Below are 26,505 nucleotides of genomic sequence, written 5' to 3'. Positions count from 1 at the left end.
GAGGCTCTGGGGGCGGGTGGCACAGATGCTGCGGAAGGTACCTCGCTCCGGGCAGGTTCCCGGGCGTAACAACCAACCTGGAGTTAGTTAAACATGAACCGTCGTACTCTCGCCCGCCGCGCACAGGCCGGCTTTACCCTTATCGAACTGATGATCGTGGTCGCGATCATCGGCATCTTGGCCGCTATCGCGATTCCCCAGTACCAAACCTACGTTGCTAAGTCGCAAGTGCAACGCGTCGTTTCGGAGTCTGGCGCTCTCAAAACTGCTATCGAGGCTTGCTTGCTTGATGGAAAGGTCGCAGTCGGTAACCCGACCACTGCCACCAACTGTGATCCGCAAGCTACTGGTTCCAATCTGCAAGTGACCGGTGGCAATGCCGCCCCCACAATTGCCACGACCTGGGCAACCGCAGGTTCTGGCGTTCCGGCTGTGACCCTGTCGGCTACTGCTGCATCGACGATTGTTGCGTCGTTCGGCAACAGCGCAGCAACTGTGCTGAAGACCACTCCTGGCACGATTACGTGGAGCCGTTCGCTTGAAGGCACTTGGACTTGTGTTGCCGCGAACGTCGATGCGAAGTACACGACCTCGGCTTGCCCGCTCGCTGCCGCTGCTCCTTAATTTCAGCGCTACTGAATCAGAAGCCGCCTTCGGGCGGCTTTTTTTGTACCCAAAACAATCTTGACATTGCTTATGAGTACCTCAAGCACAAAAGCTCTCGGCTTCATGCTGATCGAATTGATGGTTGTGGTTGCGGTCATTGGCATCCTCGCGGCGATTGCTGTCCCTCAATACTCAACCTACATCTTCCGGGCGCAAGTTCAACGCGTAGTAGGCGAATCGGGATCTATCAAATCCGCGGTAGAAGCCTGCTTGTTGAACGGCAAGACGAATGTTGGAAACCCGGCTGTTTCCGGCAACTGTGATCCTCAAGCGACTGGTTCAAGCCTCCAGGAGACCTCAGGCAACGCAGCGCCGACGATTGCCGAGACGTGGTCAACGACGGGCAGCGGTGTCCCCCAAGTCTCCCTGTCCACCACCGTCTCCTCAACGATCGTGGCGACATTCGGAAATCTCGCAGGAACTCCACTGCAGGGAACAACAGCAGGAACCATCACGTGGACTCGCGACTTGCATGGATACTGGAGCTGCAAGGCCGCCAACATCGATGCCAAGTACGTTTCAGCGGCGTGCCCGCTGTAATGGACGGCCAGTCCCGGTCCAGGAGGCACAGGCAAAATCGCCTGAATGAGTTTCTTCGCAACGTGCGCCAACGCTGACGACACTGCTAAGCAAAATTCGGGATCAGGCTCTGATACGCGAAATTCGATCTGGATTCAACTTGCTTGGATTCTTGGGCCCAGTAATTTCCAAGATGCGGCCCATCCGTAGGCGGCCATGAGAAGGTCGATTCACTCTGAGGTCCGACTCCGGAGCTTGACATTTTTATGGGCGGAATGAGCGCAGCGCGCTTGCTCTGCGATGGCTTCATGACATGCTTTGGTGACATACATACGCGCCATTGGCACGTATCGAATGCAGCCGCCATCTGAGCGGATCTGCGCCAGCGGCTCTGCCAACATGGGTGCATCGCTAGTGATGTTGTCCGTCACCTCGATGCTTCGAATCTCTGCGGTCTGCGCGACCTTGCGCCACTGACGTTGATTTCTCGCCTACTCAGCGTCGCGGCTTCGTTGGCCAGTCTGCATCGACTTATAGCAACGCCGGACGGGCCAACCTGCTAATTGCAGCCGGTGCGCTTCTCGGACGCCTGCTTGCCAAAGCTATGAGAAGCCTGCATTTCTGACAAACGGTCGCTCCAGGAAGGCGAGCGGCCTTCAGGTCGGTAACAGTTGAATGTACAAACATTACCTTCGGAAACGAAGTTCAACTAATTCTGACACCCAAGGTCGATAGCTCCTGCGCCCAATGAAAAAACTAACTTTGTCACCGCAGAGGCAGAAAGGCTTCACGCTGATCGAGATGATGGTCGTTGTTGCCTTGGTGGCTATTTTGGCTGCGCTGGCGATGCCGTCGTTCACGACCATGATCGCCAATCAACGGGTGACTTCTGCAACGCAGGAGTTGCAGACCCTGTTCCAGTTCGCTCGTGCAGAGGGTGTTTACAAGCGCACGCAAAGCACCGTCACCGCGACGGGGCAGAAGTGGGAAGCCAAGGTGGGAGCGCAGGTGCTGCGCGACGCCACGCTGTCCGATGTTGTCAGCGTTGAGCCCAGTTCTTCCGGCGGCGTGATCTTCGAGGTCTCGGGCCAGGCCCGACCTGCTGCCGCCGGTAGCACCTCCTACACAGTGTCAGTTTCCGCGACCAACGCAACGCGCGTGCAGTGCCTCAGCGTGACCCGCGCGGGCTTGGTACGGCTGATGCCAAGTGTGGCAGCTGGGCAATCCTGCCCTTGAGGCCCGGCATTTTTGTCACGGTTTCTTCCCCATGAATGCCCCTCGTTCCTCATCGTCATCCCGGCAAACGGGCCTGAGCCTCATCGAGGTTCTCATGGCTGTCCTGCTGGTGAGCGTCGGCCTGCTTGGCGCCGCAGGCATGCATGTGCGCGCCATCCAATTCACCACCGATACCGAGCGACGCCAGATGGCGTCGATGGTCGCAGCCGAATTGATGGAGACGATGCGCGGCGACACGCTTACCGTGCTGCAAGCCAATGGCACACCCAAGGCAGATCTGGGTGGGTACGCGAAAGCCGCAGGGGCTGAAGTGAGTACCGTCACCACGAACGATTGCCAGCCGTTGACTGCAACTCCGGCCAAGCGGCTGGGCTGCTGGGGTGCACGCGCCAAGCAGCTCATGCCCGAGCTGTCCGATGCTCTTGTCACGAGCAACTTCGTCGTCGGCCTGGATGCTGCGGGAAGCGGTGTGGTCTCGGTCACCGTAGCCTGGCCGGTCAAGAAAGGCCAATGTCTGGATGGAACCGACAATGATTTTTGCTCCTACACATTGCGATCGAGGCTCTGAGCCTATGTCGCACACATGTCCGCGGACGCACGGCAGCGTCATTCACCGCTCTCGAGCGGCCGAGCTGGGCCTTTCGCTGGTGGAGCTCATGGTGGCAATGGCCATAGGCCTCCTCGTCATCCTGATCGCCGCCACGATCTACATAGAAGGTTTGCGCAACTTCGGTTTCCGCACCAGTCAGAGCGAGAACCTCGGCAACAGCCGCTACGCGCTGGGGACCTTGGACAACGAGTTTACGAAGGCCGGCTATCGGCGCGACCCGACGCAGGCCATGGATGAGGCCTTTCCAGCCGACGGCGCTGCTTATCCCAACAACTGCAAGTTCGCCGTGGGCCAGGCGATCTATGCAATCGACGCCAGCACCTTGTGCATCCGCTATCAGGCGCGCGACAACAACGAGAAGGACTGCGCCGGATCTGCGGCGGGCATTGCCGCGCTGGGGGCTTATGAAGCGCCGCCCGCGCCTGCCCTGGGCGCAGGGCTGTTCGTCGAAAAGTACTTTCTCACCCCCCAGGGCGCGCTGGCCTGCCAAGCCGGCAATCAGGCCGAAGACAAGCAGGAAGTGGCCGTCGGCGTGCGCGGCGTGCTCTTCGAGTTTGGCGTCGGCAAGGGCAGTGACTCATTTGCCGAGCGGCGCGTCGAGGAGTTCAAGACCGGCACCCTCGCGGCCGACGACGTCATCCGTTCACTGCGCTACGCCGTCTTGCTGTCGAGTACGGCCGAAAAGGTCACAGGAGGCATGGAGTCGTCCGTGTGCACCCGCTGGGCAGGTGCGGGCGGCGCCAGCGTCAACTGCGATGCCAGCAAGGGCCAGCTTTACCAACTGGCCAGCGGCTCCCTCACGTTAAGAAACCTGATGCCATGAGCGTGCCACGTCACTCTTTGCCTTCTTCCCTGCAAGCGCGCCAGCGCGGAGCCGCGCTGTTCGTCGCGATGATCATGATGTTGCTGGTGCTGGTACTGGCCGTGGTTGGCATGCGCACCGTCACGCTGGAATCGCGCATTGCCGGCAACATGCTTGAAAGCCAGCGCCTACAGGAAACGGCAGACGGCGCGCTGCGGGAGGGTGAGCGCATCATCCAGAAGTACGGCATCTCGCTGTCCAAGTGTGCGGATGGCGCGGCCAGCCCCTATGACGGCACCAAGCCCTGCTTCATTTCCGAGGCCCGCGCCGACCCCCTTGGATTGAACACCTCGTTTGCCACCAAGGCTGCAGCCACCGGTTTCGCGGGCCCCTACGGCTACTGGTATCCACGCTACATCTCTACCGTCTGTCCCAAGGGTTCGAGTGCCACATCCGCCCTCGAAGCCGCAAGCACCGGCTGCACGGAGTTCTACGAACTCAACGCCCAGGCAACCGCCGAAACCAGCGTGCAAACCTGCGGCCCGCTGGCGTTCTGCCTGCGTTCCACGGTCAATCTCTTCATCAAATAGTCGAGGAGGGCTGCAATGGCTCATTCCACAAGTTCAAACCGCTCAACCTTTCGTATCTTCCACACGGTCGGCCTGCTTACGGCCGCAGTGGCATTGCTTTTTGGCCAGCACCTCGCAACCGCGCAAGACAGCGGAGACACGGCCTTGGCACAGACGCCGCTGTTCGTGAGCGAGAGCAATCCGCCGTTGAACATGCTGGTGATGGGGCGCGATCACAAGCTCTACTACGAGGCCTACAACGACGCTTCCGACCTGAACGGCGACGGCGTGATCGACGTGGGTTACAAGCCCGACCAGATCGACTACTACGGCTACTTCAACAACAACGCCTGCTATGAATACAGCAACGACAAGTTCTCGCCTGTCGCGGCTGCTACGGGTGCCAAGAAGAAGATCTGTGGCGGAAGCCGCTGGAGCGGCGACTTCCTGAACTACCTCGCCACATCGCGCATGGATGCGATTCGCCGGGTGCTCTATGGCGGAATGCGCGTGACCGATACCACCAGCAGCACCGTACTGCAGGCGGCCTATGTGCCTCGCGATGCGCATGCTTGGGGCAAGGCCTATGACCCCGCTCGCGATGGCGCTGTCTACAACATCAACGACTACGCGCCACTGGCGCAACCATTGAGTGGCACCCGCCATCTCTTTGCCGTGACCACGCTGGGCGAAACCGGCGACGACGCGATCCCTCGCCTGCGAGTTCTCAACGACTCGAAGTTCCAGATCTGGGACTGGGTATCCAAGGAGGGGACTGCGGGGCAGGACGTCTGCTTGGGTGGAGTGGCATGCACGGCGAATGGCAGCTCGGCATTCGAGATGCTGCCCAGCACCGCGTATCAGAAGATGACCATCATGACGTGGAAGAAGACAAACAACGCGGCGACACCGACGAACGCGACGCAAATGAATAGCTTCTTCACCGCAAACGGAACGACCGCCAATCTGTGTGGCACGAGCGCGATCGGCGTGATCGACACCACCGGCGGAAACAACAACCCGTTCAGCGGCACGAATGGCTGCACCCAGGACAACTACCTGACAGAGATCGCGGGCGAGGTCTACATTCCGACGGCGGGGGCCTACACCTTTGCCGTTGATGGAGACGACGCCGTGGAGGCCACCATCAATGGCACAAGCTGGGGCTGGTATGGCGGCCACGGCGCAGACCGCAGTCAAACCGGCTTGCAAAGTCACTCTAAGGACTTCAATTTCGCGACGGCAGGCTGGAAGACGGTGAGGTTTCGCCACGTCGAGGGAGCGGGTGACGACAACTGGGGACTGGCCCTGAAAGTAACGCGGCCTGCCAGCGCGATTGCGACCCGCAAGATCCGGGTGGAAGCATGCTCCAGCACCGACTCTGCCTTGCGTGAAGCCAGTTGCAAGTCCTATCCGAACAACGGCGGCACGGCCATCTACAAGCCGACCGGCTTGCTGCACGACTTTGGTGAAAACAACAAGATGTACTTCGGCCTGCTCTCGGGCTCGTACCAGAAGAACATCGCGGGCGGCATTCTGCGGCGCAACGTGAGCAGCTTTGCCGACGAAGTCAATCCGCAGACGGGCGCGTTCCAGACCGGCGTCGCCGGTGTCGTTGCCAACATCGACCGCCTGCGCCTGATCGGCTTCAACGGTAGCCAGTACAACGACTGCGGCTGGATCACCGACGGCCCTATCAGCGGCAAGACCGATCCATCGATGTGTTCGATGTGGGGCAACCCCGTGGGCGAGATGATGTTCGAGACGCTGCGCTACTTCGGCGGAGCCTCCGGCGCGCACAGCCAGTACGACTATGGCAGCGGGGCCAAGGACAGCGTGGATCCGCTGAATCTTTCCAAGCCTGACTGGGTGTCGCCTTACGCGGCAAAGCCCAACGGCGGCGGCTACCAGCATTGCGCGCGCCCGGTGATGACGGTTCTCAGCGACATCAATCCTTCGTACGACACGAAGATGACGGGTAGCCGCTATCAGTCCATCGCGCTCAATGCGGACGCCCTGACCGGCTTCAATGTCGCCAACGAGGTGCAAGCCATCGGCGCGGCCGAGGGAATTCATGGCAAGAACTTCTTCATCGGCCAGTCGAACTCGACCAACGCGAATGGTGCGCCGTCGGTGAAGACGGTCGACGATCTCTCCTGGGTGCGTGGACTGTCGCCCCAGGAGCCCAGCAAGGAAGGCAGCTATTACTCCGCGGGGGTATCGCGCTTCGGTGCCAACAATGCCGTTTTCGGCAATGCCAAGGGCAAGAACCGGTTGATGACTTATTCGGTGGCCATCGCCTCCCCACTGCCGCAGATCCGCTTTCCGGTGGGCAATGGCCGGTTCGTGACGATCTCTCCCTTTGCCAAGTCCGTGACCGGCTTCAGCATAGACCCCACGCGCTTCGCACCGACCGATCAGATCGTGGATTACTACGTGGATCGCATCGCCAACACCGGCACAGCCGACCAGAACGCCAGCATCAATGAGGGGCGGCCCTATGCGGAGTTCCGCATCAACTATGAGGACGTGGAGCAGGGTGCCGATCACGACATGGATGCCATCTCGCGCTATATCGTCTCGCTGCAGGCGAACGGCAGCGTGAAGGTCGACATGCTGTCCGAGTACGCGGCGGGCGGCATCGGCCAGCACATGGGCTATGTGATCTCCGGCACTACCCAGGATGGCATGTATCTGGAGGTGCGGGACAAGGACACCGGTTCCGTGTATTACGCGCTGAACACGCCTCCCTCCCGTGCGCCCGGCTATTGCGTGGGGCGATCCACCGATTCGGAGTGCGCCAGCCTGCCGCTCTCGGCCAGTCGGACCTTCACGCCGAGTACGGCGAGCTCCTCGGGCAGCTTCCTCAAGGACCCCCTGTGGTACGCCGCCAAGTACGGCATGCCGGGGCGCGATCCGGCCTCGGTCGTGGGCGACCCGGACAACTATTTCCTGGTCACCAACGCCACCACGCTGAAGGCGCAGATGACCAAGGCCTTCAACGACATCCTGCAGAACACCAACTCGGTGACGGCAGTGTCGGTGGATGTGCCCAGTGGCACGATCTCAGCGGGTGCCGACATCTACCGCACCCGCTTCGAGGCCGATGGCTGGGTCGGCGACGTGATCCGCGAAAAGCTCACCGAGAACGCCACCACCGGACGGAACTACGTGCGGCAGTGGAGCGCTGCGGAGCAACTGGCTGCGCGCGACAAGACGACCCGCAAGATCCTGTATGCGGGCGCTGGTGCCGCCACGCCGACCCTGCGCCCCTTCACCTTTGCCGGCATCACCGCTCAGACGGCCGATGCGGCGTGGCTCACAGCGCTCAACCTGGATCCCTCCACAAGTCCAAGCCGCGCTGATGGCAAGGCAGAGCAGCGTATCGGCTTCCTGCGCGGCGAGACCAACACGCTTCGCGTCCGCAAGAACCTGCCCAGCGGCACCAGTCCCAACGTGCTGGGCGACATCGTCAACTCCTCGCCGCTGCGCGTGAAGGGGGCGCTCTACCGGGCAACAGCCGCAGATCCGCTGGAAGGCACCGGCAGCAACTACGCGGCCTTTGCCGTCGGCCAGGCGAACCAGCCCGAGATGATCTACGTGGGCGCCAACGATGGCATGTTCCACGCCTTCCGCGCCGAGAACGGTGCGGAGGAGTTCGCCTTCATTCCCACTGCGGTGCGCAATACCCTGAACACGCTCACCGCGCCTGATTACGGCAAGAAGGACGGGACGCCCCACCGCTACTACGTCGATGGAACGCCCGTTGCCTCGGACGTGTATTTCGGCGCGGCGTGGCACAAGGTGGTGATCGGCAGCCTGGGCGCGGGCGGCAGGCAGGTGTTCGCGCTGGACGTTACGAACCCCACTTCGCCCCAACTGCTGTGGGAGTTCGGCTCCGATCAGAACGCCAACATGGGCAGCTCGCTGCCGCAGCCGACCATCGCCCGCCTCAATGATCCTGCAACTGGCAAAGGCAAATGGGTCGCGCTGGTACCTGGTGGCTATCAGGGGGGCAACAGCACTGCGGGTGGTGGCGGTGCCAGCCTGTTCGTCCTGGACATCTCCAACGGCAGCGTGATCCGGCGCTTCGATCTGGATGGCGGCATGTCGGCCGCCGAGTTGACGGCTTCAATGCCCCTGGGCAACGGCCTGTCGCGTGTGACCGCCGTTGACAACACCCGTGACGGCAAGGTGGACATGGCCTATGCAGGTGACCTGGCAGGCAATGTGTGGCGCTTCGATATGAGCAGCAGCGATGCCTCGGCGTGGACGGTGCAGAAGTTCTTCACCGCCAAGGACGCGGACGGTAAGCGTCAGGCCATCACGGCGGCTCCCTACGTGATACAGCATCCCACGGGCAAGGGCGATCTGGTGATCTTCGGGACGGGCCGCCTGCTGACGGCCAGCGACAAGAGCAGCACACAGAGGCAGACAGCGTATGGCGTCTGGGACCGCTATAGCGACGGGGGGGTGACGGCGCCCACGCCATTGCCGACGGCGTCCAAGGCGCGCACCGATCTGCAGAGCCAGTCGTTCGCGGAACTGGAGGCCGGTACAGGCAACTTCTCGCTGACGAACAACACGGTGAACTGGTACAAGGCCAACGCCACTGGCACGCGAGACAGCGATGTCGATAAATGGGGCTGGATCGTGGATCTGCCGCGAAACGGGGAGAAGATGATCTACGACATGACGCTGTACGGCCGGGGGCTGTTCCTTACGTCGGTACGGACTTCAGAGGACCCTTGCGCAGCGGGCATGGGTGGCACGATCTACGGCATCGATCCGAACGGCGGCGGCCGCACCGACTACGTCGTGTTCGACATGAACAATGATGGAATTTTCAATTCCACTGACGCGATTGCTGGCGGCCAGGTTAACGGGACGGAAACGGGGGCCGGCAGCCAGACCATTCGTGGGGGGGAGTTGTTCGACCCCAGCGGGAGTGCCCAACGGAAGATCAACCACGGGTTGCAGTTTGGCCGTCAAAGCTGGCGCAAGCAGCCGCCGAACTGATGTTTCAGGCTCTCCCACTGCGATGGTGAAGACGGGGGCGTCGCCTGACGCCTCTCGTGCTCGCCCAAGTGGCGAGAAGCATGTCTTTTGAAGGAGAAACTAGTGCGCAACGCTGAAAAGGGCTTCACCCTGATCGAGCTGATGATCACCGTGGCCATCGTCGCCATCCTGGCGGCTATTGCTTACCCGTCATACACAGAGTACGCGAGGCGGTCCCGGCGGGTGGAGGGGCAGAACCTGCTCAATGACGCTGCCGCACGCCAAGAGCGCTGGAGGGCGCAGAACGGAAGCTATACCAACGTGGCGAGCAACCTAAAGCTACCGAATGGCACTGCGTCGCAAAATGGCTATTACACGCTGGTCCTGAGTGCGGCCGCCGACGGCAGCGACGGTGGCTACACGTTGAAAGCCCAGCGTACGGGGGTGCAGGCCTCGGATAGCAAGTGCGGCGACTTCACTTTGGATGCCAAGGGCATCAAGAACATGGCGGCCGATACCCCGGGTACGGCGGCGAGTTGCTGGCGCTAGGGCTATTGGCATTGCAGATCTCACCGCCACCCAACTCCCCGATTTCCCCCATGCTTCTCCAACACATGCACATCGGCAATCCGCATCCCCGGTCCATCGCCTTGCACATGTTGTAGATCGTCAATAGAGCCATCTGTACGGCCGTCAGCGCTTCAAACTCTACGTCGACCGGCCCGACACTCTCGACAGTGGCTGTGCAAGCCACCTGCGGCGAACTCCCGCCCCCGGCCAGCGGCCGTGTGAGCTTGCCCCTGCGCGTCGCGGCACTGCACAATTCCGTCGATGCCCTTTTTCAGCGCGGCACTGATCGCCCTCCCTTTTCTGTTCCCGTGGGTGGCCGGTCCGTCCGTCAATGTCTGGCAGTTGCTTTGTGCTTGGGCTTGCATTGCATTCCTGCTGTTCTCGTGCGACGCCCGAGGAAAAACGCTCGACCGCCGTGTGCTTGGCTGGCTGATGCTCAGCGCGGGCTGCATTGCGCTGTTTCACGGTGATGTATGGGGCTTCTGGGTGCCTGCCTGCACTGCGACGGCGGCAGTTGCGGTGGCGGCGCTGATAGGCGCTCGCATGTCGAGCGCCGCCCAGGGGGCTGTAGCATTGGCCTGGGGAGTGCTGGCTGCCGGACTCGTCAGCGCGGTCCTGGGCCTGTTGCAGTACTACGGCCTCGCCGAACCCCTCGTCCCCTGGACCACCTCCCCCGCCCTCGGTCAGGCCTACGGCAATCTCCGCCAGCGCAACCAGTTCGCCACGCTGATCAGCATGGGCTGGGTTGCTGCGCTGTGGCTCTATGCCATGCATCCATCGGCACGCGCACGGCGCGGGCTGATGGCGGCGGCGCTGCTGCTCCTTGTTGCCGCAGCCGCTTCGACGTCCCGCACGGGGTTGCTTCAACTGCTGTCCATCGTCGGCGTGGCCGCCTTCATCGCAAGGCGGGAGCGTCAGGGCTGGCACGCTGAAGAAACTGGGTCACGATTGCTCCTGCCTTCGCCGCTGCTCCTGCTATCGACCATCCCGCTCTACTTCGCCATTGCCTGGGCGTTGCCTCAATTGGTCGGCGGCGGCAGTGGAGGCGTCGAAAGCATGCTCCAGCGCCTGCACAGCGGCGCGCCCGATGACCACAGCAGGCTGATCCTGTGGCGCAACGTGCTCACGCTGATCGCAGAGCGTCCCTGGACCGGCTGGGGATGGGGCGAACTCAGCTTTGCGCACTACAGCACCCGGTATGACGGGGCCCGGTTCGTCGAGATCCTGGACAACGCGCACAACCTCCCCCTGCATCTGGCAGTGGAGCTGGGCATCCCCGCCGCAGTGCTGATCTGTGGTGGTTTTCTCTGGATGGTGTTTGCCGCGCGGCCCTGGCGCGAGCGCGATCCCACCCGTCTGATGGCGTGGGGCATGCTGGGAGCGATCGTGCTGCACAGCCTGCTCGAGTACCCGCTTTGGTATGGCCCGTTCCAGCTGGTTTTCGGTCTGTGTCTCGGCATGCTGTGGCCGGCCAAGCCCAGTCTTGCGATTCGGCCAGCGCTGTCATCCATCGCGGCTGGCGTCCTGCTGCTGATCGTCGGATGCGCCAGTTGGGACTACATCCGCGTCAGCCAGATTTATCTCCCGCGCGACGAACGGTTGCCGGCCTACGAAGAAGATACGCTCGCCAAAGTAAAAGGAACGTGGCTGTTTGCTCGCCAAGCGGAGTTTGCGGAGCTGACGCTGACCACTGTGACACCTGCCAACGCCGCAGCGATGCATGCGCTCGCGCAGCGCGTGATTCATTTTTCACCCGAGCCACGCGTCATCGTCAAGCTGATCGAAAGCGCTGAATTGCTCGGCCTCGAAGACGAGGCCAGGGCGCAGGCTGAACGCTTCAGGGACGCGTTCCCGTCGGATTTCGCCCGCTGGATGAGAGAGGATGCCGGCGAAGGCACCGCTCCCTAGCAGTGCGATTACGGCGCCACCCAACTCCCCGACTTCCCCCCATGCTTCTCCAACACATGCACATCGGTAATCCGCATCCCTCGATCGACCGCCTTGCACATGTCATAGATCGTCAATAGCGCCACCTGCACCGCCGTCAACGCCTCCATCTCCACCCCTGTCGGCCCGACAGTCTCGACGGTCGCCGTGCAAGCCACCTGCGGCACGTTCCCCGCATCGGCAAGAGCAAACGCCACCGCCACCCGCGTCAACGCCAACGGATGGCACAGCGGAATCAGATCACTCGTCTTCTTCGCTGCCTGAATGCCGGCGATTCGCGCGATGCCCAGCACATCGCCCTTCTTCGCCGTCCCCGATTCGATCAGCGCCAGCGTCGCCGCCTGCATCTCGATGCGGCCTGTGGCCACGGCCACGCGGTGGGTGGCGGGCTTGCCGGCCACGTCGACCATGTGGGCCTGGCCCTGGGCGTCAAAATGGGTGAGAGTGCTCATGGTGAACGTTCGTTTTGAAGATGCATCATACGAGCCCGAGCCACAGACGAGGAATGCCGCGCTTGACTCTCCATCACCCCACGAAAAGCTTGCCAATGCCTGCCTTGCGGTCGTTGTGCGCTACTTTTTTAATAGCTTCCCAGGTGCTGCTGCCGGTGCCCGCGCTGGCGCAGATGCAGCAGATCCTGCCCGGCCTGGGCGACGGCGGCGAGATGACCGCCAGCGCGGAGCGCCACCTCGGCGACCAGATTGCCCGTGAGCTCTATCGCGACACGGACTACATCGACGATCCGGTGATCGCCGCCTACGTGCAGGACATCTGGCAGCGCCTGCTGGTGGCGGCCCGCGCGCGCGGCGAGCTCACGCCTGAGCTCGACGAGCGTTTCGCCTGGACGATCTTGCTGGGCCGCGACCGCAACATCAATGCCTTTGCACTGCCCGGCGGCTACCTGGGGCTCAACCTTGGCCTGGTGGCGGTGGTCGGCAGTCGCGACGAGCTGGCCACGGTGCTCGGGCACGAGCTCTCGCACGTCACGCAGCGCCACATCTCGCGCATCATGAGCAAGCAGGGCAAGCAGATGCCGTTGATGATTGCCGGCCTGATCCTCGGGATGATCGCGGCCGGCAAGAGCCGCAACGGCGACGCAGGCCAGGCCGTGATCATGGGCAGCCAGGCGCTGTTCATGCAGAACCAGCTGAGCTTCTCGCGCGACATGGAGCGCGAGGCCGACCGCATCGGCTTCGGCGTGATGACACAGGCGGGCTTCGCGCCGCAAGGCGCGGCCGCGATGTTCGAGAAGCTGCAGTACGCCTCGCGCCTCAACGACAACGGCTCGTACCCTTACCTGCGCAGCCACCCGCTGACCACGGAGCGCATCTCCGACATGCAGGGCCGCTTCCAATTCCGAATGGACGCGGCGCCGCCGGTTCCGCTGGCGATGGACCACGCGATGATTGCTGCGCGCGCACGCGTGCTGACGCGCCCGGGCGTCGACGTGCTGCGGCTATGGATCGAATCAGCTTCCAGCGGCGAGTTCGCGAAAAGCTCGCCAGCCCAGCAGGCCGGCACGCTCTACGCGGCGGCGCTGTCGGCCAAGGAAATGCGCGACTACAAGACCGCGCGCACGCTGGTCGAACGGCTGGTTGCGCGCACGGCGGAAGACCCGGCCGCGGCGAAGCAGGCGCGTTGGCTCAACGCGGAGATCGAGCTCGCCGCAGGCGCCGCACCCAAGGCGGCCGCGCTGCTCGATGCCAAGTCAAAGGAGCGACCCGAGATGATGCTGGCCGCCGAAGCCGCTACCGCAACGCGTCAGCCCGCGCCGATGATTCCCGTGCTGCGCGACTGGGTCGCCGCGAACCCACGCGACGCCACGGCGTGGCGCACGCTCGCCAATCTCTACGGCGCCCAGAACGACACGCTGCGCGCGGTGCGCGCCGATGCCGAGGCGAACGTGGCGATCCTCGACTACCCGGCCGCGCGCGACCGCTTCAAGGCCGCGCAGGAACTCGTGCGCCAGTCCAGGGTGGTCGATCACTACGAGGCGTCGATCATCGACACCCGTGCGCGGGCAGTGGAGGCGTTGGTGAAAGAGCAGGCCGCGGAGCCGCCGCTGAAGTGACGTAGCGCGGCAGCAACTGCAGATTCAGCGCTTGGACAGCAGCCCGCCCAGTGCGGACTCGATCAGCAGCCCGAGCAGCGAATACAGCAGCGAGCCGATCAGCGCGGCCAGGAAGCCGCTGACGTGAAATCCGCTCAGCAGCCCCGACGCGGCCCAGAACAGCAACGCGTTGATGATGAACAGGAACAGCCCGAGCGTGACGATGGTGACCGGCAGCGTCAGCACCACCAGCACCGGACGCACGATCATGTTGAGCAGGCCGATCACCGCTGCCGCGATCAGCGCGGAGCCGAAGCTGTTGACCTGGACGCCGCTGTAGAGATAGGCAACCGCCAGCAGCGCCACGGCGCTGAGCAGCCATTTGATGATGATGCGCATATGGCGTTCAGGATACCCCAGGGCCCACAAAACACCGAGCCCCGGTGCGTTGCCGCACCGGGGCTCGTCAAAGGAGTTTCTTCCTGCCTTACTCGGCCAGTTCGTTCGCCAGCACCAGCAGTGCGCCCATGCCCATCACGGCACCGGGAAAGGCCCAGCCCGACTGATGGGCCGGTGTCTGGTCCGGCGTTACCGGCTCCAGATCGACACCGATCTTCGGGCGGCGCGCATCGACCACGTGAACGGCCGAATGCTCGCGCTTGAGTTGCGCCGTCAGTTCGGTCAGCGGGCCCTTGGCCAGCACCGGGGTCACCTGGCCGCCGTTGCGCTCCAGCAGCGGCAGCATCTGCGCCTGCACCTTGCTGAACCACTTGGCGCGCCAGTTCTCGCGCGCGCTGTGGCTCACCCACTTGCTGATGCGATGCGTCATGCGCGGCGCACAGGCCACGAGCACCCAATGGCGCGCCACGACGGTGCTCGCGTCCGGAGCAAGTTCGGCGAACTGCTCACAGGCGTAGGTGACATCGTCGACATAAAGAATGATCTTTTCCATGGCGTGCTCCTTCAGGTAGTTAGAGTGAGAGACGAGGCGGGACAGGAAGTTTCTCGAAAGCGACGCCGGCTCAGCCGGTCGTCACCGCCTGTTCTTCAGGCTTGTTGCGGGCGTGGCGCGCAGCCACCCACTTGCCGATTGCCAGCACCAGCAGCGCACCGGCGATACCGGCGGCGTACTTGACCACGTCGGTCTGCGGCACCTTCGGCACCCAGGTCCAGGCGGCAGCGTTTGCCAGTGCGGGGTCGGACACGGCCATCGTGCCGGCGATCCAGCCGAGCAGCATGCCGCCCAGCGTGATGATCATCGGGAAGCGGTCCATCAGCTTGATGACCAGTTGGCTGCCCCAGACGATGATCGGGATGCTCACGAGCAGGCCGAAGATCACGAGCGGCATCTGGTGGCCGTCGCCCGCGCCTTGCGCGGCACCGGCAATGGCGATCACGTTGTCGACGCTCATCACGAGGTCGGCCACGATCACGGTCTTGACCGCGCCCCACAGCTTGTCGCTGCCGGTGATGTTGCCGTGCGCGTCGTCGTGTTCAGGGGCCAGCAGCTTGACGCCGATCCACAGCAGGAGGATCGCGCCCACCAGCTTCAGGAACGGAATGGCCAGCAGCGTGAGCGCGAAGAAGATCAGGATCACGCGCAGCACGATGGCGCCCGCGGTACCCCAAAGAATGCCCTTGGTGCGTTGGGCCGGCGGCAGCTTGCGGCAGGCCAGCGCAATCACGACGGCGTTGTCGCCGCCCAGCAGGATGTCGATCATGATGATCTGACCGACCGCGACCCAGAACTCCGGGGTCATGAACATTTCCATAGATTCCTCTTTTGTCTTTGCGCCCCAGCCTCTCCCTTCAGGGGCGACGACGGAAGGCGCATGCCGATGCGTTTCGATTCATCCTGTGCGGGAAGATCGAAAGCGAGGAATGAAGTCCGGGGGTGACACCGGGAGCTTGCGAACGCTTCGACCAAACCTGCACAGGTTCAAATCGAAGGTCTCGCTCGACAGCGCCCGCGCGAGTGCGCGTACGTTGCCCGGCAGGCCGGAAGTGTTTTGCTTCGTATTGACGACCTGACGATTCGCGCTGCCGTGGACAGCGGTCGGGAGCTACTCCCCTTCGTGGGGCGGATTAGAGCATCGAAGCTCGCGGCGGTGCAATCGAAAGTTTCCACAGGTTTAAAGAGAACACCTTTGAACTGCTGATGAACAGGGCGTGTGATGCTCTGTTTTTCATAGCGATCTTGTCCCTTCGGCGTTTCGGGACATTGCCGGACTATGATCGCCGTCCGCTGCTTTTTCACGCTCCATGGCCGCCATACACATCATCGACATCGAGGCCGCCATCAACTACTGGCGCGAGAAGACGCCGTCGCCCGACGGGGTCACGCTGGGTCCTGAATTGCGCGCGCTGGCCGAGGTCTACGCGCTCATGGTTTTTCACCATGAAGACGAGGTCGACGAGGTCGGCTTTCCGCCCAAGGCATGGGCTGCATGGATGGCCTGGTACGAGAGCACGCCCGACACTCCCTGCATCGCGATCTGCTCCACCAGCCAGGGCGACGACGAATGCAAGGGCTGTGGCCGCACCTTCGACGAAGTGCAGTTCTGGCCCGGCATGACACCCGTTGAGAAGCGCGCCACGTGGCGCCGAATCACGATGGAAGACTCGGCCTGGCGCTTCAACCGCTATGCGGAGCGGGCGCGCGAGGCGGAACCGCCGCCGTCCGCCGCCGAGCCCGAGCTCGACCCCGACGACGAGAAAAACTGGGCCCCCTGACAATGCGCCGCCTCGCGCAAGCCCCCAACCTCGCTATCGCCACCGTGTGGGTGCACGCGCTGCGCGAAGAGGGCGTGGCCGCCACCGTGCAGCGCGAATTCCTCGGCGCGGTAATGGGCCAGTTGCCGCCCGACCAGTGCCTGCCCGAGATCTGGATCGACGACGAAACCCAGTTCGACTTGGCCAGGAGGCTGCTGCACGAGCTGCAGCACCGTCCGCAGCGCAGCTGGCTGTGCGTGTGCGGCGAGCAGGTCGAAGGCGGCTTCGAGCAGTGCTGGCAATGCGGCGAGATGATGCCGGCGGCCTAGCCGCGCAGCATTACTTCCAGCGAAGCAACTCCACGTCGATGCTGTTGACGCCGTCGCCCAGCGTCAGCGTGTTTTCCTGAATGGTCGCCTGTAGCTGCATGCTGCGCTGCGCCAGCGCGGCCAGCGCCTGCGAGGCATTTGTCGGCACGCGATAGACCTTCAGGTTCTGCGGCCGCGTGAGCTTGTTCTCGATGCCGCGCCACCAGATTTCGGCCGCGTGGTTGAAGCAGTAGACGATCACCTCGTCCGCCTTGCCGCAGGCCTTGATGATGGGCTTGTCTTCCGGCTGGCCGACCTCGATCCAGATCTTGACCTCGCCCGTGAAGTCGCGCAGCCACACATCGGGCTCGTCGACGTTCGACAAGCCGGCGCCAAAGGCCAGCGTGCCGTCGCCCTGGCAGACGTCCTGCAGCTGGTGCGCGTTGAGCGCGAGCGCGACGAGCCGGATCATCATCCGCTCGTCGGTTTCGCTCGGGTGGCGCGCCAGGGTCAGCGCATGGTCGGCGTAGTAGCCGTGGTCGATGTCGGCCACCGCGAGGGTGGCCTTGAAGATGGTGGATTTGAGCGCCATCAGATGCGCTTGGCCAGCTCGGCAGCCTTGCCGACGTAGCTGGCCGGCGTCATCGCCAGCAGGCGGGCCTTTTCCTCTTCCGGAATCTCCAGCGAGCGGATCAGCCCGTGCAGCGCCTCGGCCGTCACGGTCTTGCCGCGCGTCACTTCCTTGAGCTGCTCGTAGGCGCCCTGTACGCCGAAGCGGCGCATCACGGTCTGGATCGGCTCGGCCAGCACTTCCCACGAGGCGTCGAGGTCTTCGGCAAGCGCTTCCTCGTTGAGTTCGAGCTTGCCCAGGCCGGTGGCCAGGCTGGCATAGGCCAGCGTGGCATAGCCGAAGGCCACGCCGATGTTGCGCAGCACCGTGCTGTCGGTCAGGTCGCGCTGCCAGCGGCTGATGGGCAGCTTCTCGCTCAGGTGGCGCAGCACCGCGTTGGCCAGGCCCAGGTTGCCTTCGGCGTTCTCGAAGTCGATCGGGTTGACCTTGTGCGGCATCGTCGAGGAGCCGATCTCGCCCTTCTTCAGGCGCTGCTTGAAGTAGCCCAGGCTCACGTAGCCCCAGATGTCGCGCGAGAAGTCGATCAGGATCGTGTTGGCGCGCGCCACCGCGTCGAACAGCTCGGCCATGTAGTCGTGCGGCTCGATCTGGATGCTGTACGGCTGGAAGCTCAGGCCCAGGCCCAGCGGCGCGGGCGTCTCGATGACCTTGCGGCTGAAGGCTTCCCAGTCGAAATCGGGCCAGGCGGCCAGATGGGCGTTGTAGTTGCCGACCGCGCCGTTCATCTTGCCCAGCAGCTGCACCGAAGCGATTTGCGCGCGGGCCTTCGACAGGCGCACCGTCACGTTGGCGATTTCCTTGCCGACCGTGGTCGGGCTGGCGGTCTGGCCGTGCGTGCGCGACAGCATCGACACGTTGGCAAACTGGTGCGCCATCTCGCGCAGCTTGGTGATCAGGCCGTCGATGGCCGGCAGCACCACCTTGTCGCGCGCGGCCTGGATCTGCAGGGCGTGGCTGGTGTTGTTGATGTCCTCGCTGGTGCAGGCGAAGTGCACGAACTCGGCGGCCGTGAGCAGCTCGGGCCGGGCTTCGAACTTGGACTTGATCCAGTACTCGACCGCCTTCACGTCGTGGTTGGTGGTTTTCTCGATTTCCTTGATGGCCAGCGCGTCGGCCTCGGAAAAGTGGGACACCAGGCCCAGCAGGTACTTGCGGGCGCCGCCCGTCAAGGGCTTGAATTCGGCGAAGCCGCAGTCGGACAGCGCAATGAACCACGCCACCTCGACTTGCACGCGTCGGTGCATATAGCCCTGTTCGCTCATCAGCGGACGCAACGCCGCGAGTTTGGCCGCGTAACGGCCATCAAGGGGGGAAAGGGCGGAAACGGTGGAAAAGCTCATGCCCGAATTTTAGGCGGCCGGCGCTCCGTGGGGCGGTACCGACACATTGGGGTCGATTTGGGGCTCTGGTTTTCCCGTTCACCTAAAATGACTATTAACAAACGTCTTCAAAGTTAGGGAGAGAGCCTTCATGAAACTGATCGGATCCGCCGCCAGCCCTTATGTGCGCAAGGTGCGCGTGGTGCTGGCCGAAAAGCGGCTCGATTACCAGTTCGTGCTCGAAGACGTCTGGGCTGCCGACACCACGATCTCCAATTCCAACCCGCTCGGCAAGGTCCCCTGCCTGATCATGGAAGGCGGCGAGGCGATGTTCGACTCCCGCGTGATCGTCGAATATCTGGACACCCTGTCGCCGGTCGGCAAGCTGATTCCGCAGCAGGGCCGCGAGCGCGCCGAGGTCAAGACCTGGGAGGCGCTGGCCGATGGCGTCATGGATGCCGGCGTGCTCTGGCGCCTGGAAGCCACCTGGGCCGGCCGCAACGACGGGGAGCGCAGCGCGGCCTGGATCGAGCGCCAGCGCACCAAGGTCGAGGACGGCATCGCCGCCATGGCCAAGGGTCTGAGCGACAAGCCCTTCTGCAGCGGCATCCACCTGAGCCTTTCAGACATCGCGGTGGGCTGCACGCTGGGCTGGCTGGACCTGCGCTTCCCCGAAATCGACTGGCGTGGTGACCACGGCAACCTCGCGAAGCTGTTCGACAAGCTGATGCTGCGGCCCAGCTTCATCGACACCAAGCCCTGAGGAACGAGCCCTGAAGAAAGAAGAAGGCGCCGCACGGCGCCTTTTTCTTTTCAGCGCTTGCGCAGCGTGTACTGCACCACGTCGATGTTCGCCTGCGAGAACGCGGCCTCGCAGTAGGCCAGGTAGAACTCCCAGATGCGCATGAAGCGCTCGTCGAAACCCAGCTGCAGGATGCGGCCGCGCTGCCCGAGGAAGCTCTCGCGCCAGCGGCGCAGGGTCTCGGCGTAGTCGGCGCCGAAGGCGAATTCGTCCACCACCTCCAGCCCCGCGGCCTCGGCCTCGCGGCGGAACTCGCGCGGGCAGGGCAGGCAGCCGCCCGGGAAGATGTACTGCTGGATGAAGTCGGTCGAGTCGATGTAGCGGTCGAACAGCAAATCGTCGATCACGATGCTCTGTACGCAGGCACGGCCGCCTGGCTTGAGCAGCCGGCTCACGCTCTCGAAGTAGGTCGGCCAGTACGCGCGGCCTACGGCTTCCACCATCTCGATGGAGCACACCGCGTCGAAGGGTGCGTCTGCGATGTCGCGGTAGTCCTGCAGGCGCAGGTCGGTGGCCGGACCTTGGGTCGCGGCGGTACGCTCGCGGGCGTAGGCGAGCTGCTCGGTCGACAGCGTCACGCCCGTCACCGAGGCGCCGAAGTCCACCGCCGCCATTTCGGCCAGTGCGCCCCAGCCGCAGCCGATTTCGAGCACGCGGTCGCCGGGTTGCACGGCCGCCAGTTCGAGCGCGCGGCGCACCTTGGCGCGCTGCGCCTCGGGCATCGGCTTCGACAGGTCGCCCTCGAACCAGGCCGACGAGTAGTTCATCGTCTCGTCGAGCCAGAGTTTGTAGAACGCGTTGCCCAGGTCGTAGTGCGCATGGATGTTGCGCGAGCTGCCGGCCTTGCTGTTGCGGTTCATGAGGTGCCGCACGCGGTACAGCAGGCGGCCGGGCCAGCTGCCGTACACCACGTCCTCGATGGCGCGGCGGTTGGCGATGAACACCTTGATCAGCTCGGTCAGGTTGGGCGTGGTCCAGTCGCCGGCGATGTAGCTCTCGGCAAAGCCGATATCGCCCGATTTGAGCGCGGCCTTGCAGGCATTCCAGTTGCGCAGCGTGAGCGAGGCCGTGGGGCCGCTGCCCGGCGTGGCACCGAAGTGCCGCACCGAGTCGTCGGGCAGGCGCACGGTCAGCGAGCCGTAGGCCAGCCGCTGCAGCAAGCCGAGCACGGTGCGCGCGGCGGCGGGTGCGCCCTGGGGCAGCGAGAAGCGGGAGGCCGTGGTTGAGTTCATGGATTCGCCTGCTGCTGGTTGTCGCGTGAAACGAAGTGCGTGGGCGGCGCCGGCTTGGCGACCAGAGGCACGCGCTTGAGCCACAGCTTCACGGCCTGCCAGTGGATGCGCGCGATCAGCCCGAAGGTCATGGCCGGGTAGCGCCACAGCGCGCGGCGCACGCTGGCCGCGGTCATGGGGCCGAGGTCGCCGCTCACGCTGGTCTGCAGCAGCGGGCCGTCGGCATCGTCGTGGTCGATGCGCACCACCGTGCGCGCGCGATCGGCGTCGACGAAGAAGCGGAAGCGATAGCTGCCGTCGACGCGGCAGAACGGCGAGACGTGGAAGGCCTTCGTCGCCTGGAGTTCCGCGCCGTACACCGGGTGGTCCAGCAGGTAGCAATGGCGCTCGCCGAAGGTGTTGTTGACCTCGACCACAATGGCCCGCAGCACGCCTTCGGCCGTGTGGCAGTACCAGAAGCTCACCGGCTTGAAGGTGTAGCCGAACACACGCGGATAGCAGTGCAGCCAGGCTTCGCCGTCGGCGTCGTGGATCTGGTGGGCGGCCAGCAGATCGTCGAGCCAGGCCAGCGCGCCGCCTTGTTCGGGCGGGCGGCCGTCGCCGTGGTCGACGTCGTGGAAGGAGATGGCGGCCGCGCGGTTGAGCGCCACGGCTTTGCTGCCATACGCGCGCAGGGTGCGCATCGGCAGCATCAGGAAGTAGGTCGGATAGACGAAGGCGTTGCGCGCGGGGTGCAGGCGTGTGTGGCGGACTTCGCCGAAGCCCATCAGCGGCACGGCCTGCGTCGGTGTCATGCCGCAAGCCTCGCCGCCGCGCTTTCGCCGGCGGACAACCGTGCCCGCAGATCCGCAGCCACGGCCAGGCCGGCCTTCAGGCCGTCTTCGTGGAAGCCGTAGCCCATCCATGCACCAGCGAACCAGGTGTTGCGCTGGCCTTGCAGGGCGGGCACCTCGGCCTGCGCACGGATCGCGGCAAGGTCGAGCACCGGGTGGTCGTAGTCGTATTCGGCCATGACCTGACTACGCTGGATTTCGCGCACCGGATTCAACGAAACGACGACCGGTTGTTCCCAGGGCAGTGGCTGCAGCTTGTTCAGCAGATAGTGCAGGCAGACGCGGCCCGATTCGCGCTCGCCGACGGCTGCGCGCTCGTAGTTCCAGGCGGCCCAGGCCGCGTGGCATTGCGGCAGCACCGTGGCGTCGGTGTGGAGCACGGCATGGTTCGACTGGTAGCGGATCGCGTCCAGCACCGCGGCTTCGGCGGGGCTCGCATCGCCCAGCATGGCGAGCGATTGGTCGGAGTGCGTGGCCAGCACGACGTGGTCGAAGCGCTCGACGCCGGCGGCGGTGGCCACCAGCACCCCGGCGTCAGTGCGGGTGATGCCGCGCACGGGCGTGTTCAGGCGCTTGTCGGGCAGGCTCGCGACGATCTTTTCGACGTAGTGGCGCGAGCCACCGCGCACGGTGCGCCACTGCGGCCGGTTGGCGATCTGGATCAGGCCGTGGTTGTGGCAGAAGCGGATCATGGTTGCGACCGGAAACGCCAGCATCCGCGTGGTCGAGCAGCTCCAGATGCAGCCCATCATCGGCAGGAAATACCACTCGCGGAATGCCGTGCCGAAGCGGTGGGCGTCGAGGAATTCGCCCAGCGGCTGGGCCAGTTCGCCCTCGGTGCCGGCCTGGGCGATGCGCGTGGTCAGGTGGTTGAAGCGCAGCAGATCCCCGAGCATTCCCAGGAAACGGCGGTCGAACAGGTTGCGCCGCTGGGCGAACACGGTGCCGAGGCTGTTGCCGCTCCATTCCAGCCGGCCGCCACCGTTGTCGCGCGCGGCCTGGACTGAGAACGACATGTCGGACGCAGCCGTCTCGACGCCGAGCTCGGCAAAAAGACGGATCAGGTTCGGGTAGGTGCGGTCGTTGTAGACCAGGAAACCGGTGTCGACGCCATGGGCGATCCGGGTGGTGTCGGTGGAGGAGCGCGGAAGCTCGATCGTTGCCGTATGGGCGTGACCACCGAAGTAGTCACTGGCTTCGAAGAGGGTGACGGCGGCCGCGTCACGCAGCGAATGCGCTGCGGCCAATCCCGAGATGCCGGCGCCGATGACGGCGATGCGAGGGGGCTGCGTCATCGCGAAACCCCAGCCCGGCTGGAAGACAAAAATGCTGCGAGGCGCCCCGACGCGAAGGAGGGAGGGAGGGAGGAGGAGAAGAATCGCCTCGGGATTTCGACCAGACGGCAGGCGCCTGGAAGACCTCGCAACATGAAACCTGCTGGGCAATCACTGCCCACGCAAGTTAGGAGCGCGGCATCAGCGGCACGGTTCCCGCTGGTTTGGTAAACGTTTGTTTCGCCGAGTTCACGATGATTTAGACGCATCGGTAAATAATATTACCGATTCGTTTTCTTGTGAACTGCTCAGTCTCAGTTTGGCCCGAGTTGCTTCTCGATGACGTTCACGAAGCCGTTTTCATCGGGCGCCGTCATGCTCGACCACGCCTGCACGACCTTGCCGTCGCGCCCGATCAGGTACTTGTAGAAGTTCCATTTCGGCGTGGTGCCCGAGGCCTGCGCGAGCTGCTTGAACAGCGGGTTCGCCTCGGTGCCACGCACCGACGACTTGGCGAACATCGGGAATTTCACCCCGAAGGTGCTCTCGCAGAAGTCGGCAATTTCCTTGTTGGAGCCCGATTCCTGGGAGAAATCGTTGGACGGGAAGCCCAGCACCACGAGCCCGCGCGAGCGGTATTTCATGTCCAGCGACTCCAGCCCCTTGTATTGCGGGGTGAACCCGCAGAAGCTGGCCGTATTGACCACCAGAACCACCTTGCCGGAGTACTGGCACAAAGACTGGGGTTTTTCATCCTGCAGCCGCGGGAAGGTGTGTTGCAGGATCGCCGGGCATCCTGCGGCCTCTGTCGGAGCGGGCGCGGCGGACGCCGTCTGGGCGTAGGCGGGAAGGGTCGAAAACAGGCTCGCCACGAGGGAAATCGCAGGGGCGCAGCGCCAGAGCGTCGACAATCGGAAGAGGGTTCGCATGGCGGGCTCCTGGGTCAAAAAGGGGGGTGTGCATCCGTGCCGCAACGGCGCACGTATTCGCATCATCGCGCGTCTGTCACGGTCGCGCCAAACGGGCCGACTAAAATCGGCGGCCATAGAAAGACATTGATGCTCTATCCGGAACTCTTCAGACAACTCGAATCCGTCCGCTGGGACATGGACAAGGACATTCCCTGGCAGTCGTTCGACGCTTCCTTGCTGTCGGAAGAGCAGGCGCAAACCATCAAGATGAATGCCATCACCGAGTGGGCGGCGTTGCCGGCCACCGAGATGTTTCTGCGCGACAACCGCCACGATAGCGATTTTTCCGCTTTCATGTCGATCTGGTTCTTCGAGGAGCAGAAGCATTCGCTGGTGCTCATGGAGTACCTGAAGCGCTTCAGCCCAAAGCACGCCCCCACCGAGGAAGAACTGCACGAAGTGCGCTTCGACTTCGACCCGGCCCCCCCGCTCGAAACCCTCATGCTGCATTTCTGCGGCGAAATCCGCCTCAACCACTGGTACCGCCGTGCCGCCCAGTGGCATACCGAGCCGGTCATCAAGCACATCTACACCACGCTGAGCCAGGACGAAGCCCGCCACGGTGGCGCCTACCTGCGCTACATGAAGCGCGCGATGGAAAAGTTCGGCGACGAGGCCCGTGCCGCGTTCACCAAGGTCGGCGTCCTGATGGCCAGCGCGCGGCGCACCGCGCAGGCCCTGCACCCGACCAATCTGCACGTCAGCAAGGCGCACTTCCCGCGCGACACCATCCAGAGCCGCATGCCCGATCCGGACTGGCTCGAGCACTGGCTCGACAAGCAGATCAAGTTCGATGCCGTCTGGGAAACCAAGGTTGGCGAACGCATCCTGCACAACCTGAGCCTGCTGATGAACCGCAGCTTCAAGACGGTCCAGGAACTGAACCGCTACCGTAAAGAATTGGCGGCCACCCTGGGCCCCAAGCCCGAATACCAGGGCGCATAAAGAAAAACGCCCCGCACGCCGGGGCGTTCTTTCTTGAAGGATCCGTGTCACAAACCGGGGACGCCAGCCGTCTAGCTCCCATGGACGACGCCACCCTCACCTTCGACCGCCACCGCCCTCGCCTGCAGGGCATCGCCTACCGCATGCTCGGCTCCATGGCCGAGGCCGAAGAGGTCGTGCAAGATGCCTGGCTGCGCTGGCACGAAGCCGCCAAAGACACCTTCGACAGCGCCGAGGCCTGGCTCGTGACTGTGGTCACGCGCCTGTCGATCGACCGGCTGCGCGCCGCCAAGGTCCAGCGCGAGCACTACATCGGCGCCTGGATGCCCGAGCCCATGCTGACCGAGGCTCCCGACACGCCCGAGCAACTGCTGGAGCGCGCCGACAACATCTCCGTTGCCTTTCTCGCCGTGCTGGAGCGCCTCGCGCCCGAAGCCCGCGCGGCCTTCCTGCTGCGCGAAGTGTTCGACGCAGGCTACGAAGAGGTCGCCCACACTCTCGGCAAGAGCGAGGCCGCCTGCCGCCAGCTCGTGCATCGCGCCAAGGTTCAGGTGCAGGAAGGGCGTCCGCGCTTCACCGTGCCGCGCGAAACCCACGAGCGCCTGCTGCGAGCCTTTGCCGACGCTGCCGCACGCGGCAGCCTGCAAGACCTGAAGGCGCTGATGGCCGAGGACGTCGAACTCATCGGCGACGGTGGCGGCAAGGTGCAGACCTTCAGCAAGATCTTGCGCGGCAGCCAGCGTCTGGCGCAGCTGTATTACTCGCTGTGGCGCCGCATGGGGCCGGCGGTGCGCATGGAAATGGTCGACATCAACGGCGAGCCGGGCATGCTGCGTTTTCTTGACGGCGAACTCGAATCGGCCCAGACCTTCGAGATCGAGAACGACCGCATCGTGCGCATCCGCGCGCAGCGCAACCCCGACAAGCTGGCGCGCATCGCGCAGCTCTTTTCTTCCAGATAGTTCGCGCGGCGTGTCACAGGGCGCAGGGCTCGTCCGTCTTCAGTGGGTAGCAAGCAGATTTCATCGCAACCCACCTGGAGAAACCCATGAACACCACCGCACGCCTGAACTGGTTCAAGCTCGTCCCGAAGTCCTTCGAGGCCATCCTCGCCGTCAACACCACCATCGAGTCGAGCACGCTCGGCAAGGTGCTGGTCGACTTCGTCTTCGCCCGCGTCTCGCAGATCAACGGCTGCGCCTACTGCCTCGACATGCACGTGCGCGACCTGCGCAAGCAGGGCGAGGAGTGGCAGCGCATCAACAGCCTGCCCACATGGCGCGAGGTGAGCTTCTTCAACGAACGCGAACGCGCCGCTCTGGCCTGGGCCGAGTCGCTCACGCGCCTGGCCGACGACCATGACGAACGCGAAGCGGAATTCGCTGCGCTCAAGGCCAATTTCAGCGACGTGGAAATTGCAGAACTCACCGTGGCGATCGCGCAGATCAACACCTGGAACCGCCTCAACGTCGGCATGCGCGTGCCGGTCGCAGTCAAGCCGCTGGCCTGAA

General features: G+C 63.9%; 26 protein-coding genes and 1 pseudogene. 16 read left to right on the top strand and 11 right to left on the bottom strand.

Annotation, left to right across the window (positions count from 1 at the left end):
• Positions 1–93: 93 nt before the first annotated feature.
• From ACSFBF_RS18325 to ACSFBF_RS18290, 8 genes are all read left to right on the top strand, one after another.
• Positions 94–624 (top strand): pilin, encoded by a 531-nt coding sequence (locus ACSFBF_RS18325; protein WP_435469369.1) that lies wholly within the window; start codon positions 94–96, stop codon positions 622–624.
• Positions 625–729: 105 nt separating this feature from the next.
• On the top strand, positions 730–1,206 hold the full coding sequence (locus ACSFBF_RS18320; protein WP_435469367.1) for a pilin: 477 nt from the start codon (positions 730–732) through the stop codon (positions 1,204–1,206).
• Positions 1,207–1,932: 726 nt separating this feature from the next.
• A complete protein-coding gene (locus ACSFBF_RS18315) occupies positions 1,933–2,421 on the top strand; it encodes a GspH/FimT family pseudopilin (protein ID WP_435469366.1) in 489 nt (162 codons plus the stop codon).
• Between the two features lie 31 nt (positions 2,422–2,452).
• Positions 2,453–2,989 carry a type IV pilus modification protein PilV gene (gene pilV, locus ACSFBF_RS18310; RefSeq protein WP_435469364.1) on the top strand — a complete coding sequence of 179 codons (537 nt, stop codon included), beginning with the start codon at positions 2,453–2,455 and terminating at the stop codon, positions 2,987–2,989.
• Positions 2,990–3,077: 88 nt separating this feature from the next.
• Positions 3,078–3,854, top strand: coding sequence for a PilW family protein (locus ACSFBF_RS18305; protein WP_435469362.1), 777 nt, complete (start codon positions 3,078–3,080; stop codon positions 3,852–3,854).
• The gene (locus tag ACSFBF_RS18300; protein ID WP_435469360.1) at positions 3,851–4,423 is read left to right on the top strand and encodes a pilus assembly PilX family protein; all 573 of its coding nucleotides are present in this window, start codon (positions 3,851–3,853) and stop codon (positions 4,421–4,423) included. Before ACSFBF_RS18305 ends, ACSFBF_RS18300 begins: the two co-directional genes overlap by 4 nt.
• 15 nt (positions 4,424–4,438) lie before the next feature.
• Positions 4,439–9,421 carry a pilus assembly protein gene (locus tag ACSFBF_RS18295; protein WP_435469358.1) on the top strand — a complete coding sequence of 1,661 codons (4,983 nt, stop codon included), beginning with the start codon at positions 4,439–4,441 and terminating at the stop codon, positions 9,419–9,421.
• A gap of 102 nt (positions 9,422–9,523) precedes the next feature.
• Complete coding sequence (locus ACSFBF_RS18290; protein ID WP_435469356.1) at positions 9,524–9,949, top strand: type IV pilin protein; 426 nt, start codon at positions 9,524–9,526, stop codon at positions 9,947–9,949.
• Positions 9,950–9,969: 20 nt separating this feature from the next.
• Here ACSFBF_RS18290 and ACSFBF_RS18285 read toward each other — a convergent pair.
• Positions 9,970–10,154, bottom strand: a pseudogene (locus ACSFBF_RS18285) (cyclic pyranopterin monophosphate synthase MoaC); the annotation flags it as partial.
• Between the two features lie 77 nt (positions 10,155–10,231).
• On the opposite strand from ACSFBF_RS18285, the gene ACSFBF_RS18280 reads away from it, so the two are divergent.
• Positions 10,232–11,878: a PglL family O-oligosaccharyltransferase gene (locus ACSFBF_RS18280; protein WP_435469354.1), complete on the top strand. Its 1,647-nt coding sequence runs from the start codon at positions 10,232–10,234 to the stop codon at positions 11,876–11,878.
• 8 nt (positions 11,879–11,886) lie between these two features.
• Here the strand turns inward: ACSFBF_RS18280 and moaC are convergent, their stop codons facing one another.
• The gene (moaC, locus tag ACSFBF_RS18275; RefSeq protein ID WP_435469352.1) at positions 11,887–12,369 is read right to left on the bottom strand and encodes a cyclic pyranopterin monophosphate synthase MoaC; all 483 of its coding nucleotides are present in this window, start codon (positions 12,367–12,369) and stop codon (positions 11,887–11,889) included.
• Between the two features lie 53 nt (positions 12,370–12,422).
• Here moaC and ACSFBF_RS18270 point away from each other — a divergent pair, with 53 nt between their 5' ends.
• The gene (locus ACSFBF_RS18270; protein WP_435469350.1) at positions 12,423–13,988 is read left to right on the top strand and encodes a M48 family metalloprotease; all 1,566 of its coding nucleotides are present in this window, start codon (positions 12,423–12,425) and stop codon (positions 13,986–13,988) included.
• A gap of 24 nt (positions 13,989–14,012) precedes the next feature.
• Here the strand turns inward: ACSFBF_RS18270 and ACSFBF_RS18265 are convergent, their stop codons facing one another.
• From ACSFBF_RS18265 to ACSFBF_RS18255, 3 genes are all read right to left on the bottom strand, one after another.
• Positions 14,013–14,366 (bottom strand): phage holin family protein, encoded by a 354-nt coding sequence (locus ACSFBF_RS18265; protein WP_435469348.1) that lies wholly within the window; start codon positions 14,364–14,366, stop codon positions 14,013–14,015.
• A gap of 88 nt (positions 14,367–14,454) precedes the next feature.
• Positions 14,455–14,919, bottom strand: coding sequence for a hypothetical protein (locus ACSFBF_RS18260; RefSeq protein ID WP_093055263.1), 465 nt, complete (start codon positions 14,917–14,919; stop codon positions 14,455–14,457).
• Positions 14,920–14,989: 70 nt separating this feature from the next.
• Positions 14,990–15,739 carry a TerC family protein gene (locus ACSFBF_RS18255; protein WP_097197645.1) on the bottom strand — a complete coding sequence of 250 codons (750 nt, stop codon included), beginning with the start codon at positions 15,737–15,739 and terminating at the stop codon, positions 14,990–14,992.
• A 490-nt stretch (positions 15,740–16,229) separates the two neighbouring features.
• Between ACSFBF_RS18255 and ACSFBF_RS18250 the strand changes: the two genes are divergently transcribed.
• On the top strand, positions 16,230–16,700 hold the full coding sequence (locus ACSFBF_RS18250; RefSeq protein WP_435469345.1) for a DUF3717 domain-containing protein: 471 nt from the start codon (positions 16,230–16,232) through the stop codon (positions 16,698–16,700).
• A 2-nt stretch (positions 16,701–16,702) separates the two neighbouring features.
• Positions 16,703–17,008, top strand: a complete 306-nt coding sequence (locus ACSFBF_RS18245; RefSeq protein ID WP_435469343.1) for a putative signal transducing protein — start codon at positions 16,703–16,705, stop codon at positions 17,006–17,008.
• 10 nt (positions 17,009–17,018) lie between these two features.
• Here ACSFBF_RS18245 and ACSFBF_RS18240 read toward each other — a convergent pair whose 3' ends face one another.
• The gene (locus ACSFBF_RS18240) at positions 17,019–17,579 is read right to left on the bottom strand and encodes a YaeQ family protein (protein ID WP_093076265.1); all 561 of its coding nucleotides are present in this window, start codon (positions 17,577–17,579) and stop codon (positions 17,019–17,021) included.
• A complete protein-coding gene (gene purB / locus ACSFBF_RS18235; protein WP_435469336.1) occupies positions 17,579–18,958 on the bottom strand; it encodes an adenylosuccinate lyase in 1,380 nt (459 codons plus the stop codon). The genes ACSFBF_RS18240 and purB overlap by 1 nt, the downstream gene beginning before the upstream one ends.
• A gap of 130 nt (positions 18,959–19,088) precedes the next feature.
• Here purB and ACSFBF_RS18230 point away from each other — a divergent pair, with 130 nt between their 5' ends.
• Entirely contained in the window at positions 19,089–19,700 is a 612-nt protein-coding gene (locus ACSFBF_RS18230; protein ID WP_435469334.1) for a glutathione S-transferase N-terminal domain-containing protein, read from the top strand.
• Between the two features lie 50 nt (positions 19,701–19,750).
• Here ACSFBF_RS18230 and ACSFBF_RS18225 read toward each other — a convergent pair whose 3' ends face one another.
• The 4 genes from ACSFBF_RS18225 to ACSFBF_RS18210 all read right to left on the bottom strand — a co-directional run bounded on the left by ACSFBF_RS18225 (position 19,751) and on the right by ACSFBF_RS18210 (position 24,007).
• Complete coding sequence (locus tag ACSFBF_RS18225) at positions 19,751–20,971, bottom strand: class I SAM-dependent methyltransferase (RefSeq protein ID WP_435469332.1); 1,221 nt, start codon at positions 20,969–20,971, stop codon at positions 19,751–19,753.
• Positions 20,968–21,765 (bottom strand): DUF1365 domain-containing protein, encoded by a 798-nt coding sequence (locus ACSFBF_RS18220; RefSeq protein WP_435469330.1) that lies wholly within the window; start codon positions 21,763–21,765, stop codon positions 20,968–20,970. The genes ACSFBF_RS18225 and ACSFBF_RS18220 overlap by 4 nt, the downstream gene beginning before the upstream one ends.
• Positions 21,762–23,099, bottom strand: coding sequence for an NAD(P)/FAD-dependent oxidoreductase (locus tag ACSFBF_RS18215; protein WP_435469328.1), 1,338 nt, complete (start codon positions 23,097–23,099; stop codon positions 21,762–21,764). Before ACSFBF_RS18215 ends, ACSFBF_RS18220 begins: the two co-directional genes overlap by 4 nt.
• Before the next feature lie 293 nt (positions 23,100–23,392).
• On the bottom strand, positions 23,393–24,007 hold the full coding sequence (locus tag ACSFBF_RS18210) for a glutathione peroxidase (protein ID WP_435470051.1): 615 nt from the start codon (positions 24,005–24,007) through the stop codon (positions 23,393–23,395).
• Positions 24,008–24,136: 129 nt separating this feature from the next.
• Between ACSFBF_RS18210 and ACSFBF_RS18205 the strand changes: the two genes are divergently transcribed.
• The 3 genes from ACSFBF_RS18205 (at position 24,137) to ACSFBF_RS18195 (ending at position 26,504) form a co-directional block, all read left to right on the top strand.
• Positions 24,137–24,994 (top strand): ferritin family protein, encoded by an 858-nt coding sequence (locus tag ACSFBF_RS18205; protein WP_093055286.1) that lies wholly within the window; start codon positions 24,137–24,139, stop codon positions 24,992–24,994.
• Positions 24,995–25,074: 80 nt separating this feature from the next.
• On the top strand, positions 25,075–25,956 hold the full coding sequence (locus ACSFBF_RS18200; RefSeq protein WP_435469326.1) for an RNA polymerase sigma-70 factor: 882 nt from the start codon (positions 25,075–25,077) through the stop codon (positions 25,954–25,956).
• 86 nt (positions 25,957–26,042) lie between these two features.
• Positions 26,043–26,504, top strand: a complete 462-nt coding sequence (locus ACSFBF_RS18195; protein WP_435469324.1) for a carboxymuconolactone decarboxylase family protein — start codon at positions 26,043–26,045, stop codon at positions 26,502–26,504.
• Position 26,505: the final 1 nt, after the last annotated feature.

The organism is Variovorax nivicola (genome assembly GCF_051216475.1).
Classification (GTDB): domain Bacteria; phylum Pseudomonadota; class Gammaproteobacteria; order Burkholderiales; family Burkholderiaceae_C; genus Variovorax.
The sequence above is the reverse complement of the archived record's forward strand: the minus strand, read 5'-3'. Positions and strand labels throughout refer to the sequence as shown.